Raw genomic sequence first — 14,672 nt, forward strand, 5'->3', positions numbered from 1 at the left:
AAATTAATCTGAACCTAACCAGTCAAAATGGACAGCATTGATGGCCTTTGAAACGTGGTTGCTTTATCTGCTTGCCATCACCGGCCTTTCCCTGACACCGGGGCCTAACGGCTTACTCGCGATGACCCATGGTGCCCTGTACGGGCACCGCCGCGCACTCTGGACAGTCATGGGCGGGGTCATTGGCTTTACCCTGCTAATGGCCCTGTCGATGTTCGGTATCGACAGCTTGCTTAAGGCGTCGGCCAACGCCCTAACTATCCTGAAATGGTTAGGTGGCGCTTATTTGATCTGGTTGGGCATTCAACTCTGGCGTTCGCCGCCGCCCAACTTGGACACCCTCAATGACGCTCAGTCGAAATCTGGTCGAGCGATGTTCAGCCAGGGCTTGTTCGCGGCGCTGTCCAACCCCAAGGTCATTTTGTTCTTTGGTGCATTCCTGCCGCAGTTTCTCAACCCAAACGCTAATATCTGGCTGCAATTTGCAGTAATGGCACTGACCTTTGTCGTGGTTGAAGGCTTTGTCGAATACTTGCTTGCACGGATGGCCCAGCGCATCCGTCCGTGGCTGCAGCGCAGTGGTAAAGGGTTCAATCGCAGTTGTGCACTCATGTTTATAGCCATCGGCAGTGCTCTGCCGATGACTCGCTGAGAGATGCCTCGCTCAACTCAATAGCGCAACTCGGCCGCAAGGCTCGCAAGAACGGCCATCAAGCCTAAATGCTTGTGGCCACTTGCGGCCAGCCAACTTAAGCCTTTTGCCACTACCCGTGACCGCCTGAAATATCCAAAAATACGCGATAAACGCCGATCTAGAGCGGTATACGCCTTACCTTTGCCTGCAAAGAAGCCGATAATATTGAGCTCACGTTTAAGCCGTATGTGGAAGCCCATTGATGCCCGAATCCAGCCCGCAAAATAACCAAACCCTGAGCCCTCGCGCCATATTACTGATTGAGCTCGCCTTGGCGCTTGGTGGTTTTGCGATTGGTACGGGGGAATTCTCGATTATGGGTTTAATGCCCAATGTCGCGCAGGATCTAGCCATTACCGAACCTCAAGTCGGTAACGTTATCAGTACCTATGCGCTCGGCGTTGTGGTCGGCGCGCCGATTTTGGCAATCATGGGCACACGCCTGCTGCGCAAACACTTATTGCTGTTGTTAATGGGCATATTCGCGGTCGGAAACTTTGCTAGCGCCCTTGCGCCTGACTATCACTCGCTGATGATTTACCGCTTCTTCGCTGGATTGCCACACGGCGCTTATTTTGGTGTCGCCATGCTGGTCGCAGCCTCAATGGCACCGCCCCACAAAAGAGCAAAGGCAGTCAGCCGGGTATTGATGGGGCTAACCATCGCAATTCTGGTCGGCAACCCGATTGCCACTTGGCTTGGCCAGTTGCTGAGCTGGCGTTACGCATTTGCCATGGTCGGTTTGATCGCACTACTGACAGTGGTCATGGTCGCGATATTTATGCCACTGGATAAACAGCAGCCACGCAGTAACCCACTTTCAGAAATGCGCGCATTTAACCGCCCTCAAGTGTGGCTTGCACTGGCAATAAGCTCGGTGGGCTTTGCCGGGATGTTTTGCGTGTTCAGTTATATGGCGCCGACCCTAATCGAAGTCACTCAACTGAGCGCCAGCTGGATTCCTTTCGCCCTGCTCGCCTTTGGCCTAGGCGGTATCCTTGGCAACATTGCAGGAGGTTGGCTGTTCGATAGGCTGCAGTTCAAGGCAGTCGCATGGCTGTTGCTATGGAGCGCAGCAATACTGATGCTATTCCCGGTTGCTGCGCATTCGGTATGGACTGTATTTCCAGCGATATTTGCCGTCGGGACCATGGTTTCATTGTCTCCTGCCCTGCAAACTCATTTGATGGACGTTGCCCATGGTGCGCAGACCCTGGCAGCCGCCTCAAATCATGCCGCCTTCAATGTCGCCAACGCGCTCGGCCCCTGGCTTGGCGGCCTGGCCATCAGCGCTGGCTTCGGCTGGACGTCCACCGGCTACATCGGCGCGGTCACGGCGCTGGCAGGTTTGGCGGTGTTCTACTGGGCCTGGAAAGTCGGCCAGGTGACAGAGCATGCTAACGCCTGATGGCTGAGCGCCTAGACGGCACTTGCCTGCCCGCGTGGGCGTGTAAGTACACGCCAACCACCGGCAGGCTTGAGCAATTGCGCTGAGGTTTAAGCTTCCCGGATCAAGCTATTAAGGTCGGCAACGCGCTCACTGATTTGCGCTTCGAGCTGCTCGATCTGCGCCTGGTGTTGCTGCTGCATCTCAAGTTGCTGAGCACAGAGTTTGAGTGCAGTCAGCACCAATAGCTTCTCGCCAACCAAGGTTGGTGATGCTTGCTTGGTTTCGGCCAAGAGTTTTTTAAACATCAGTGCAGCGGCACTCAACGCCTCAGCCTTACCTTCTGGTGCCTTGATGCTGTAGTCACGCCCCAGAATACTGATTACTGAGACGTTTTCATCGGATGTGCGATTCATTGATTCAACGCGACCTCAGTTGATTGAGCTGCGCTGGCCAACTCAACCAGCGCCTGGATACGGGCTGCGGTTTGGCCCTGTAATTCTTCTTGCTCGAGTGCGCTTATCTGCAAGGTCTCGTTTTCGTCTTTGAGCGCTTGCAGCGCTTCAGTCAGTGAGTCGTTGCGCTCAAGCAGGTTTTTGTTGTCTTGCAAAAGAGTGCCGACGAGTTGCTCCAATTGCTTCAAATTGCTTTCTAACATAAAAAATACTCAGGTCTTTTGCGCGGGTCGCGACAATAAAGAAAATTTCCTGAAGAAGCCAGACACCTGCGACCCTTTGACCTAGAAATACAGATGCCCTTCCTCCTCCATCACTAGCGTTCTGGCGCAGAAAGTAAACCATGAGTCGCTACGACCCGCTCACCCCGGCTTGAGTTCCAGAGGTGAGCCTGTAAATCAACCTTGAGTTAAGGCTTTTCCGGGCGAATATCAAAACCACTGCTCGATTCGCTGACAATGCGCAAGTGTTGATCCTGACCTTTGGTTACGGTTACGGCGACCTCACGATTGAGTCGGCCGTTGTTGCACAGGCTTTCGCCCTGTTCATCAATCGCAATGCCGACGATATGCCGACCTGGCGCGACCGCGAAGGTTGCCGTTTCACCAATGCCAATACGCGCAGTGAGCTTGCGGTCAAGCTTGAATGCGACATAGCAGCCACCGCCGATAAAACCCATGTCTCGATTGATAATGATATTCCCAGCGTCCTGGTCAGCCCGCTGATACTCAAACATGCGGTCTTCAGGTATTTGGGTGATTTGGTCTGGGTGGGTCTTGTAGGATGAACAACCCGTCAACACAAGCAACGGTAGCACGGCATACATCAATCGCATTGGAGCCCTCCATGGGCGGCTGATTTATCTTGCTCGGCGAACTTTAAAGCATCATTTCAGTATTGGCTCAAGCATCGGACCGCTCAAGCCTGCAAATGTATTCAATCAAGCTAAAGTGTGTCTGCACATTTTGCGCCCCAAACCCCTTAAGGGTATTCAACTGCTGCCACCTTCAGCACCCGCAGGTAAAAACCGCTGTAAGTCCTGCGTGTCGAGTTGATCGCTGTGCAAAAACTGCTCGGCATATTCCAAGCATGCATCCGAGCGCACAAAGATACTAAAGAGTTCGCTGTCCAGATGCCCACCCTCACACATACCCCGCATAATCTGCAGTGCTTGCGAGAGCGACTTACTCGGTTTGTACGGGCGATCACGTGCAGTGAGCGCTTCAAATACATCCGCTATCGCCATCATCCGCGCCTGGGGGCTTAACTGTTCGCCGGTAAGACCACGGGGATAACCTTGACCATTGATACGCTCATGGTGGCCACCGGCTATTTCGGGCACCTGCTGTAAAGCATTGGGGAAAGGCAGCGCATTAAGCATCTTGATGGTTTGGATGACATGCTCATTGATTTTGTAGCGTTCTTCTTCGGTCAGTGTGCCACGCCGAATGGAGAGATTTTTCAGCTCGCCGCGATCATATAAAAACGCCGGAATGTCCATGTTGAAGCCATAGATATTATCTTTATCAAAGGTCTCATTGGCCGGGCGCGGCACCTGTTGCTCAGGCTTATCGGCGATCAGGCTTTCCCAAACCGGCAGGTCAACGGCCGGTTGCGCCTCCTTACGCACGCGCTCTTCACCGGAAATGCCCAGCCGATCATCCAGCGTACGTAGCCACCGCCGTTGGGCAATGCTCTGCAAGCGATGCAACTGCTCATCCCCCATGTATTCGCTACCGGTATTGCAGCGTGCGACAAAGCTGAACTCTTCATCCAGCATTTGCAATTGTGCATCACGCGCGGCCAACGCTTGAGCCGGATCCTCGCCTTGGTTGAGCGCTTTCAGGTACTCAATCTCGGTATCACGCTTCAACACTTCAAAGCGCAAACGAATCTCATGAATACGGTCGTAAATGGTTTCCAACTTAGTGGCTTTATCGACCACATACTCAGGCGTCGTGACCTTGCCGCAGTCGTGCAGCCAAGCACCAATGTGCAGGGCATACCAATCGCCATCACTCATATTAAAGTCAGCGTATGGTCCTTGGGTTTCCTTGCAGGCCGCTTCGGCCAAGAGTTTCGCCGCCTGAGGAACGCGCTCACAATGACCACCGGTGTAGGGGCTTTTGGCGTCGATTGCCGTTGCGACCAGGTGGATCAGTGACTCGAACAAGGCCTTCTGCTGTTCAATTAAACCCCGTGTTTCCAGGGCCATGGCCGCAAACCTTGAGAGCACCCGAATAAACTCGATATGGCTTGCATCAAGGCTCTGATCATTGAACAACACCAGCACGCCCACCAACTGTTTCTCTCGGCTCAGTAACGGCACACTCAATGTCGCAATTTCAGGCAAGCCCAGAATCGAGCAGGCCTGTTTGTCTGCGGCCTGTTCAATGGGCTGCTCGGCAGCAACCGACTCAGCCACGGCAAACAACTGTTGGCTCAGATCAATCTGGCTAAGGTCTATCGGCTGCTGCAACCAACGTCCGGCAACGATCTTCAGGGGCGACTTGGGCGTCAGGTGCATGTACAGCAAAGCACCCTTTGACTGGCTGGCTTCACTGGTCAGGCGCAACAAGGTCGGTAAAAATTTTTCAAGATCAGGCTCGGCACTAAGCCGGGTGATGATGTCCATGAAGTGCGCCAGCGTGATACTGCTCTGACTCAATGCACCGCTCAGCTCTCGCACTTCAGTAATAAAGCTCTGGGTTTCAATGGGCTCGCTGAAATTGAAACTCCGAATACCCTGAACCTTGCGCGTTAGCCGCGAGATTGGCGCGGCAATATAGCCCGAAGCCCAAGCCGCCAAGGGCACAGCCAAGAGCAGAACAAGCAGCGTTTGCAGGAAAATCTGATTGCGCATATTGCGGGCCGCGCCGATCAGTTCATCATTTGGAACCGTAATACCCAAATAGACTTGATCGGTACCGGCATCGGGTAGACGCAATAACTCGGCGTGCCATAAATCGCCGTCAACCTCGATGCTGCTGAGCCTGAAATCGATATCCTTTGCGGTGTTGAGTTGCTCAAGCATGGGCACCAATGCTGCTAGCTCAGGGCGCTGAAGTTGCTGAATTTTGGGAGCTCCGCGCGCCCTCGCCAGAAACAACTCGGTGCGGTCAGACGCCAACACCTGCCCATCACGATTGAGTAACACCAACTGGCTACTGGGTGTCAGACGCCGCTGCATCAGCATTTGATCGAGTGCATCGTGGCCAATGTCCGCCCCTACGACAAGGCCGTGATAACCCGTATCGAAGGCCAGGGTTGAGCCAATATCACCTGTATTGAAAAACTTATAGGGCATGGTGCGGATCAACTCACCACGGCCCAAAGCCTGCTGATACCAAGGTCTGCGCCGTGGGTCGTAACCCGCAGAGTCACGCTTGACCACCGGGCCTATTTGCGTGAGTTCTCTGTTCAGATACAAAAAGCGTGTGCGACTAACCCCCAGCGCAGAATGCTCAATTCCATACACCAGGTAATCGGCACCTGCAGGGTCAGGATGACCCAGATTCACACGTCGCCGTTTTAGGTCAGCAACCACAAAGTAATTACCTTGCTGGTCACCCGCAAAAAACGACACGGCGCCTTGCGCCGAACGCAACTCCCCAACCACTTCAGGTACAGCCTTGAGCCAGTTATCAAAGCCTACTTCGCGCAAATAAGGGCTGATCGCCAAACGCCGCACACTGGCACGTACTGGCCGCATCAGATTGTCGAAGTCGGTGGCCGTTTGCTTGGCTGATTGCTGGGTGGTTACCAAGGCTTTTCTATAGATGTACGCAGCGCTCTGGTGATAAGCCCCAAGCGCAATAAATACACCCACGCTACTGACCAAAAGCACGATAGCGCAGACAATTAAAACCCGTAATTTGACCGTCCGACCGCCACCCATGAACGTCCCTTGAATAAGTAACTCGCACAATTAAGTCAAATGGATGGTTAGTCCAAATCGTCAAGGATGCACAGGCACCAGCTAGGTAAACACATCTGAGCCTTGAGCAGCTTTACCCGCCGCGAGCATCGCGCCCAAATGGCAACAAGTCGAAGTCGCCTATACAACTATAGCTGCCTTCTGTGTAAAAGCCGTGGCGCCTCTGTGTTGCTCAAATGGATCAAGTATCAAGCTTCGGTTTGCGCCCACTGTTTATTCAGGCGTTTATCTGAAACAGCCATTTTGGTGCCCAATTGCTGGGCAAATAATGAGACGCGATACTCTTCAAGCATCCAGCGATACAGCTGCAACTCTGCATCGCGCTTACCTTCTTGAACGTGCTTGGCGTAGCGGGCTTGATACTGCTCCCAATAGCCTGCCAGTTCACCGCTCCAGACCCGATCGCGCTGCACCTGGCTGCCAATTTTATCCAGACGCTGCTCGATCGCCTTCAGGTAGCGCGGCAACTCTTTGATCCACTGCGCGGGCGTGTTGCGCACAAAGCCTGGATACACCAACTGACTTAGCTGCTGCTTGATGTCATTCAGGGCAATGGCCTGAGCCAAGTCAATTTTACCTTTGAAGCGTTTTTGCAAACCGTGCCAGAGCTTGAGAATGTCCAAGGTGAGGCGCGCCAAGCGTTCGGCATGGCCAAACCAATCGCCACGCTTGGCCTCTGCTAACGCCGCCAATGCTGCGCCATCACGCGGTAAGGGCTCCTGACCTTCGAGGATGCAAGTATCCAGGCTGGCGAGCAGTATGTCCTCGACCAAACCATCGATCCGCCCCATCTCGCGGTATAGCAGCCCCAAGTCAGTAAGACCCGGCAGCTTGCTACGCATAAACTTCGCGGGTTCACTTAACTGTTGCAGCAGCAAGCGCTGCAAAGCTCGGCGATGCTGGAACTCAGCTTCAGCCTGGGTCGGGAAACGCCCCTCGTTGACCGTACCTGCTTCTTCAACCAGTGCGGGGTATACCGTCATCGACAGCCCCGCCACCTGATGCTGGGTCTTTTCAGCAACCTGAGCAAAGGCTTTGGCTTCAATAGGCGCTTCTGTCTTAGCCGTCTGTGGCATGGCCAAGGCTTGCTGACTGGCTTTGTTGAAGCGCACGGTCAGTTCAGCAAGATCCCGGCCCTCACCCAGCAATTTGCCATGTGTGTCGACCACCTCAATGTTCATCCGCAGGTGATCTTCAACCGCTGCAGCTGACTGCGCCCATGCCTCATCAGCGACCCGCGCGCCGGTCATACGCTGTAGCTCATGGCCCAATGCCAGCGGCAAGCTGGCTTGGCCAAAGGTGATTTTGCTCAGTGCTGCGGCGACAAAATCCGGCACTGGCACAAAGTTCTTACGCAAGGCTTTGGGTAGACCACGCACCAGCGCCAGACACTTGGCTTCAAGCAAACCTGGCACTAACCACTCAATACGCTCGGCTGAAAGCTGTGGAAGTAGCGGTGCCGGCACCCGAACTGTAACGCCATCACGCGGGTGATTGGGTTCAAAATGATAGCTAAGCGGCAACTGCAACTCTGCCAAGTGCAAGGTATCGGGGTACTGAGCCGCAGTGACTTCGTTGGCATCACGGGCAAGCACATCCTGCTCACGCATAATCAGCAGTTGTGGATCTTTAGCGCTTTCACGCTTGTACCAGGATTCAAAACTCGCTGTTTGATAAATATCTGCCGGCAGGCGCGCAGCGTAGTAGTCAAACAGGGTTTCCTCATCTGCCAGAATGTCGCGACGACGGGCCTTGGCCTCAAGCTCATCGAGGCGTTCGAGCAGCTCACGGTTAGCACTCAGGCAACGGGCACGGGAATGGATCTCGCCGCGCACCAGCCCCTCTCGAATGAACATCTCACGGGACACAACGGGATCAATCGGCCCAAAATGCACCGGCCGCTTACCGACCACAATCAATCCATACAGGGTGATTTGCTCATAAGCCACCACCTGTCCACGCTTCTTTTCCCAGTGCGGCTCAAGGTGGTTTTTCTTAATCAAGTGACCAGCCAGCGGCTCGATCCAGTCAGGCTCGATTTTGGCGACCATGCGCGCAAACAGCTTAGTGGTTTCAACCAGCTCAGACGCCATAATCCACTGTGGACGTTTGCGCCCGATCACCGTCGAAGGGTGAATCCAGAAGCGCCGCTGGCGGGCTCCGAGGTAATCGCCATCCTCAGTTTTCTGGCCGATCTGGCTTAGCAAGCCTGACAAAATCGCCTTGTGCAATTTCTGGTAGTCGACCGATTTGGCCTGAGCCTGTTCTTTGGCCTGCTTGCTATCCGGCTTGACCTCAGCGGGGTTGTGCTGTTTATCAGCCGATGCTTTTGCAGCATCCTGAGGCTTGCCTTTGAGCTGCAAGTCGCGGCAAATCAAGGTCAGTTGCCGGTGCGCATCGCGCCATTCGCGCAAACGCAAATAGTTAAGGAAATTCTTGCGGCACCAGCTGCGCAAAGCACTGGACCCCAAGGCTTGGCGCTGCTCTTCAAATCCGCGCCAAATGTTGATCACAGCGGCAAAATCCGAATCTACGTCTTTCCACTGGGCATGGGCCTGATCAGCAGCCTGCTGGCGATCCGATGGTCGCTCACGGGGATCTTGCACGGACAGGTTACTGGCGATAATCAGCACTTCTTCAAGGCTGCCCTGCTTGGCACCTTCAAGCACCATGCGCGCCAATCGCGGATCAACTGGCAGACGTGCTAACTGACGACCGAGCGGGGTCAGTTGACTGTCACGTCCTACCGCCGATAACTCCTGCAGCAAATTGAAGCCGTCGCTGATGGCCTTGCCATCTGGTGGCTCAATAAAGGGAAAGGCGGTGATGTCTCCCAGCCGCAGATGAAGCATCTGCAAGATAACGGCTGCCAGGTTGGTGCGCAGAATTTCCGGATCGGTAAATTCAGGTCGCGCAATAAAGTCTTCTTCACTGTAAAGGCGAATACAGATACCCGGCTCAACCCGCCCGCAACGGCCTTTACGTTGATTAGCGCTGGCCTGGGAAACCGCTTCAATCGGCAAGCGCTGAACCTTGGCACGATAGCTATAACGGCTGATGCGTGCAGTGCCACTGTCGATGACGTAACGAATGCCGGGCACCGTCAGCGAGGTTTCGGCAACGTTGGTCGCCAAGACGATTTTACGCCCCGGCATCGGTTTAAATATTTTCTGCTGCTCTGCCGGTGTTAATCGTGCGTATAGCGGTAGAACCTCGGTGTGCTTGAGCTGAGCCTTGCGCAGTATCTCGGCCGCATCGCGAATCTCGCGCTCACCCGGCAAGAACACCAGCACATCCCCGGGCAACCGGCCTTCGCTGCGCTCGAAGGCACTGAGTTCATCAATCGCAGCGATTATGCCTTGATCAACCGACAGGTCTTCCTCGACGCGGTTACCGTCTTCGTCCTGCTCGGCAGTAAGTGGTCGGTACCAGGTTTCTACAGGATAAGTACGCCCAGAGACTTCAACCACCGGCGCACCGTCAAAGTGTTTGGAGAAACGCTCCAGGTCGATAGTCGCCGAGGTGATAATCAGCTTGAGATCAGGACGCCGCGACAGCAGGGTTTTCAGGTAGCCGAGCAAGAAGTCGATATTCAGGCTGCGCTCATGGGCCTCATCGACAATGATGGTGTCGTACTTGTCGAGAAAACGATCATGCTGGGTTTCCGCGAGCAAGATACCGTCAGTCATCAGCTTGATCAGACTGCGCTCGTTACTCTGATCCTCGAAGCGCACCTGATAACCAACCAGTTCGCCAAGGGGTGTGCCTATTTCTTCTGCAACTCGGGTGGCGACACTACGGGCAGCCAGTCGGCGAGGCTGAGTATGGCCAATTAAACCGTGCAGACCACGGCCCAGTTCAAGGCAAATCTTCGGTAGCTGAGTGGTCTTACCTGAACCGGTTTCCCCTGCGATGACCACCACTTGATGGTTGGCGATTGCTGCTTTGATTTCTTCGCGCTTGGCGGCGATTGGCAAGGTATCGTCATAACGCATGGCCGGCACGCTCAAGCGCCGCGCTTCAACCTTGGCTGCGGAGGCTTGAAACCGCTGCAACCATTGCGCAAGTTTTGCCTCATCCGGGTGTTTACGCAGCTCAAGTAGCTGTCTGCGCAAGCGGTGACGGTCAATAATCAGCGCTTGATCGAGATTTTTCAGCAGTCGTTCAGTGTGATCAGTCATCGGTACCGGAGCAATTCTGTGGGGTTAGGCAGACGGCTTGCAGCCGTCAATTGTCGCAGATTTCCGTCGGCGATGGGTTAACACCAATCCGCGCAGAGCCCAGTGAAGTAGTTGGCCATCCCGAAAAAGACAAAACCCCGCCGTAGCGAGGTTTTGTCAGCAACCAACACCCCTTACTGGGCGCTGGCCTTCTTCAGCTCTTCATCACGCAGTTCACGACGCAGAATTTTGCCCACGTTAGTCGTTGGCAGCGTGTCGCGGAACTCGACGCTCTTCGGCACTTTGTAGCCAGTCAGGTTGGCACGCATGTGCGCCATGACTTGCTCTTTGGTGACGTTTTCACCCGGTTTAGCCACGACAAAGACTTTGATTGCCTCACCCGATTTCTCATCAGGGATACCAATGGCCGCGCACTGCATAACACCTGGCAGTGTGGCCAGTACGTCTTCGAGCTCATTCGGGTAAACGTTGAAGCCTGACACCAGAATCATGTCTTTCTTGCGATCGACAATACGCAAATAGCCATCTGGCTCAATCAAACCGATATCGCCGGTTTTCAGCCAGCCTTCAGCGTCAAGGATTTCGTCGGTAGCTTCCTGGCGCTGCCAGTAACCTTTCATGACTTGCGGGCCCTTAACGCAGATCTCGCCGGTCTCACCCAACTCAAGCACCTTGCCTTCATCATCGACAATTCGGCACAGCGTCGATGGCACCGGAATACCAATGGTGCCTAAACGAATGGCGCTAAATGGGTTAACCGTTGCAACCGGGCTGGTTTCGGTCATGCCGAAGCCTTCACACACGGCGCAGCCGGTGACAGCCTTCCAACGCTCAGCCGTGGCCTGCTGCAACGCCATACCGCCGGATACCGTCAACTTCAATGCGGAGAAGTCGAGTTTGCGGAAACCCTCGAAATTGCTCAAGGCAACAAACAAGGTATTGAGGCCCACAAAACCGGTGAACTTATACTTGGACAGGTCGCTAACGACTGCCGGCAGGTCACGCGGGTTGGTGATCAAGATATTGTGCGCGCCAATCAGCATCATCGCCATGCAATGAAAGGTGAAGGCATAGATGTGGTACAGCGGCAGCGGTGCAACGACCACTTCACAACCTTCATTAAGGTTGGCGCCCATCAACTCGCGAACCTGCAGCATATTGGCAACCAGGTTGCGATGCGTAAGCATTGCGCCCTTGGCCACGCCCGTGGTGCCGCCGGTGTATTGCAGCACAGCCACATCATTGTTGGCTGGCGCAGCTTCCTTAACAGTTTGGCCATGACCTTTAGCCAAGGCACTTAGAAAGCTGATGGACTGCGGCAGATTATAGGCAGGCACCATTTTCTTAACGTGCTTAACCACGGTGTTAACCAGCAGGCGTTTGAACATAGGCAACATATCGCCTACTTCAGTAACGATGACGGTTTTGACCCCAGTCTTAGGCACCACTTGTTCAGCCAAATGCGCCATATTGGCCAGGCAAACCAGTGCTTTAGCGCCAGAATCATTAAACTGGTGTTCCAGCTCCCGTGCGGTGTAGAGCGGGTTGGTGTTGACCACAACCAAGCCAGCGCGAATTGCACCAAAGACAACGACCGGGTACTGCAAAATATTAGGCATCTGCACGGCAATACGGTCGCCTGGCTGCAGATCAGTGTGGTTCTGCAGATAGGCTGCAAAATCACCGGACAATTTGTAAATATCGCCGTAGGTCAGGGTTTTACCCAGATTACTAAAAGCAGGCTTATCAGCGAAACGCTGGCAGGACTGTTGCAAAACCGCTTGGATATTAGGGTATTGGTCCGGGTTGATCTCGGCAGCAACCCCAACTGGATACTTATCCTTCCAGAAGTTTTCGATCATGGAAGCCCACTCCTCAGTTACATCTGATCATCACTGCAATTTCAGCAGTTGTATTGTTGTTTATATGCCTGAAGCTTAACCGTTACACGGGCCAAAAGCGGGCCGAGGTTAGCAGCTTTGCCAGAGATCGACCAGCACCAAACACAACCCAGCCAGTCACAACCAGAACCAAATATACAAAATTAGTCACAACCAAGCGCTACATAAAGCGCTTGCGCCTAAAATCGCACCCAAAGGGTTGTTTGGCCAAATACTCTACGCCGACTGCCTTAGTCTCCGGTAGCCAGCCATAAAAAAGGCCGGGCCTGGATTAGCACACTCCAAGACCCAGCCTTCAATGCACCTGAATCATCAGGGCAAGGTTTTACACCAAGGTTCAGGCAATATCGCGAAGCTCCCGGCGAAGAATCTTGCCAACTGGAGTCATCGGCAAGGAGTCGCGGAAAACGATCTGCTTGGGCACTTTGTAGGCCGTGAAGTTTTCTTTGCAGAAGGCCTTCAATTCAGCTTCGTTGAGCCCCCCTTCACGCGCCACCACGAAAAGCTTGACCGCCTCTCCTGATTTCTCATCTGCAATGCCCACCGCAGCGCAACTGGCGACCTGCGGATGGCTCATGACCACGTCTTCGATTTCGTTAGGGTAAACGTTAAAGCCAGACACAATGATCATGTCTTTCTTGCGGTCAACAATGCGGGTGAAACCATCCTCATCGATGACCGCAATATCCCCGGTTTTGAACCAGCCTTCAGCGTCGAGCACTTCATCCGTCGCTTCAGCGCGCTGCCAGTAGCCCTTCATAACTTGCGGGCCTTTAATACAGAGCTCACCGCGCTCACCAAAAGGCTGTTCAACACCCTCGTCGTCGATCACCTTAAAGCCTGTGCCCGGCACTGGCAGGCCGACTGTGCCCAGACGAGCGAGTTTGCCGTACGGGTTGGTACTGGCAACCGGTGATGTTTCAGTCAGGCCATAACCTTCTACAACAGTGCAGCCAGTCATCTCGTTCCAGCGTTCAGCTGTGGCCTTAACCAAAGCAGTACCCCCGGAGTTGGTGAGTTTGAGCTTAGAAAAATCGAGGTTTTTGAATTCAGGATGATCCATCAAGGCCACAAACAACGTATTCAAACCCAACAGCGCGGAAAACTGCCACTTACCCAGCTCTTTGATAAAGCCGGGAATATCCCGTGGATTGGTGATCAACACGTTGTGGTTACCATTAACCATCATGCACATGCAGTTCGCGGTGAATGCATAGATATGGTAAAGCGGCAGCGGTGCAATCATCACCTCCTGACCTTGCTTCATCAGGGGGGCGCCGTCCTCACCGAGTTGCTGCATGCACGCATCGATCTGCAGCATATTGGCGACCAGGTTGCCGTGCGTCAGCATCGCGCCCTTGGCCACCCCCGTGGTACCGCCCGTATATTGCAGCACAGCAATATCATCATGACCGACACTGATAGGCTGCAACGCCCCGCCCTGGCCTTGCTTGAGTAGGGTTTTGAAAGCCAGCGCCTGTGGCAGATGGTAGTCGGGCACCATTCTCTTGACGTGCTTGACCACGGTGTTGACCAGCCAGCCCTTGAGCGCCGGTTGAAGATCACCCATTTTGGCTTCAATCAGGTACTCAATATTGGTATCAGGCAGTACGTCCTGCACCAACTTGCCGAAAATATTCAAGTACACCAAAGCGCGTGCACCTGAGTCTTTAAACTGGTGGCGCATTTCTCGGGCGGTATACAGCGGGTTGGTGTTAACCACAATGAGTCCCGCGCGCATCGCACCGAACACAGCGATGGGGTATTGCAGGACATTGGGCATTTGCACGGCAATGCGGTCGCCCGGCTTGAGGTCGGTACGCTTTTGCAGATAACTGGCAAACGCCGCAGATAAACGATCCAACTCGGCGTAGGTCAATGTCACGCCCATATTGCTGAATGCTGGGCGGTCAGCAAACTTCTTGCACGATCGCTCAAACACTTCGTTGACGGAGCGAAATGTACTCATATCAATGCTATCGGGTACACCGGTGGCGCGTTTACCGCTCCAGAACTCAGGTTGCATTATTTTTATCCCCTTCCCCTGAAAGATGTCTGTCCGGTTCATCAGAACAGGCCGTGAGCCAGCGCATTTCCCGCTACAGGTAAGCAGCTAA

Annotated in this window: 9 protein-coding genes; 2 read left to right on the forward strand and 7 right to left on the reverse strand. The window is 54.0% G+C overall.

Features of this window, described 5'->3' with window-relative positions; all coding sequences use genetic code 11:
- The first annotated feature begins 40 nt into the window (after positions 1-40).
- Positions 41-652, forward strand: coding sequence for a LysE family translocator (locus ACIGCM_RS03230; RefSeq protein ID WP_397500569.1), 612 nt, complete (start codon positions 41-43; stop codon positions 650-652).
- Positions 653-896: 244 nt separating this feature from the next.
- Positions 897-2,102: an MFS transporter gene (locus tag ACIGCM_RS03235; RefSeq protein WP_397500570.1), complete on the forward strand. Its 1,206-nt coding sequence runs from the start codon at positions 897-899 to the stop codon at positions 2,100-2,102.
- A gap of 89 nt (positions 2,103-2,191) precedes the next feature.
- Here the strand turns inward: ACIGCM_RS03235 and ACIGCM_RS03240 are convergent, their stop codons facing one another.
- From ACIGCM_RS03240 to fadD2, 7 genes are all read right to left on the reverse strand, one after another.
- On the reverse strand, positions 2,192-2,497 hold the full coding sequence (locus ACIGCM_RS03240) for a cell division protein ZapA (protein ID WP_397500571.1): 306 nt from the start codon (positions 2,495-2,497) through the stop codon (positions 2,192-2,194).
- On the reverse strand, positions 2,494-2,739 hold the full coding sequence (locus tag ACIGCM_RS03245) for a hypothetical protein (RefSeq protein ID WP_397500572.1): 246 nt from the start codon (positions 2,737-2,739) through the stop codon (positions 2,494-2,496). Before ACIGCM_RS03245 ends, ACIGCM_RS03240 begins: the two co-directional genes overlap by 4 nt.
- 206 nt (positions 2,740-2,945) lie before the next feature.
- Positions 2,946-3,371, reverse strand: a complete 426-nt coding sequence (locus ACIGCM_RS03250) for a 3-isopropylmalate dehydratase (protein WP_397500573.1) — start codon at positions 3,369-3,371, stop codon at positions 2,946-2,948.
- Positions 3,372-3,527: 156 nt separating this feature from the next.
- Positions 3,528-6,434 carry an HD domain-containing phosphohydrolase gene (locus tag ACIGCM_RS03255; protein ID WP_397500574.1) on the reverse strand — a complete coding sequence of 969 codons (2,907 nt, stop codon included), beginning with the start codon at positions 6,432-6,434 and terminating at the stop codon, positions 3,528-3,530.
- Positions 6,435-6,661: 227 nt separating this feature from the next.
- Positions 6,662-10,654: an ATP-dependent RNA helicase HrpA gene (gene hrpA / locus ACIGCM_RS03260; protein WP_397500575.1), complete on the reverse strand. Its 3,993-nt coding sequence runs from the start codon at positions 10,652-10,654 to the stop codon at positions 6,662-6,664.
- Positions 10,655-10,827: 173 nt separating this feature from the next.
- Complete coding sequence (gene fadD1 / locus ACIGCM_RS03265) at positions 10,828-12,516, reverse strand: long-chain-fatty-acid--CoA ligase FadD1 (protein WP_397500576.1); 1,689 nt, start codon at positions 12,514-12,516, stop codon at positions 10,828-10,830.
- Positions 12,517-12,892: 376 nt separating this feature from the next.
- Positions 12,893-14,581, reverse strand: coding sequence for a long-chain-fatty-acid--CoA ligase FadD2 (fadD2, locus tag ACIGCM_RS03270; RefSeq protein WP_397500577.1), 1,689 nt, complete (start codon positions 14,579-14,581; stop codon positions 12,893-12,895).
- Positions 14,582-14,672 lie beyond the last annotated feature (91 nt).

Origin of the sequence: Pseudomonas sp. NPDC078700, from assembly GCF_044542375.1 — a bacterium.
GTDB lineage: Bacteria > Pseudomonadota > Gammaproteobacteria > Pseudomonadales > Pseudomonadaceae > Aquipseudomonas.

Bases quoted from the DNA above. Each gene is read 5' to 3' on its own strand.
- hrpA (WP_397500575.1), bottom strand. From the start codon at position 10,654: ATGACTGATCACACTGAACGACTGCTGAAAAATCTCGATCAAGCGCTG.
- ACIGCM_RS03245 (WP_397500572.1), bottom strand. From the start codon at position 2,739: ATGTTAGAAAGCAATTTGAAGCAATTGGAGCAACTCGTCGGCACTCTT.
- ACIGCM_RS03240 (WP_397500571.1), bottom strand. From the start codon at position 2,497: ATGAATCGCACATCCGATGAAAACGTCTCAGTAATCAGTATTCTGGGG.
- ACIGCM_RS03235 (WP_397500570.1), top strand. From the start codon at position 897: ATGCCCGAATCCAGCCCGCAAAATAACCAAACCCTGAGCCCTCGCGCC.
- fadD1 (WP_397500576.1), bottom strand. From the start codon at position 12,516: ATGATCGAAAACTTCTGGAAGGATAAGTATCCAGTTGGGGTTGCTGCC.
- ACIGCM_RS03255 (WP_397500574.1), bottom strand. From the start codon at position 6,434: ATGGGTGGCGGTCGGACGGTCAAATTACGGGTTTTAATTGTCTGCGCT.
- ACIGCM_RS03250 (WP_397500573.1), bottom strand. From the start codon at position 3,371: ATGCGATTGATGTATGCCGTGCTACCGTTGCTTGTGTTGACGGGTTGT.
- ACIGCM_RS03230 (WP_397500569.1), top strand. From the start codon at position 41: ATGGCCTTTGAAACGTGGTTGCTTTATCTGCTTGCCATCACCGGCCTT.
- fadD2 (WP_397500577.1), bottom strand. From the start codon at position 14,581: ATGCAACCTGAGTTCTGGAGCGGTAAACGCGCCACCGGTGTACCCGAT.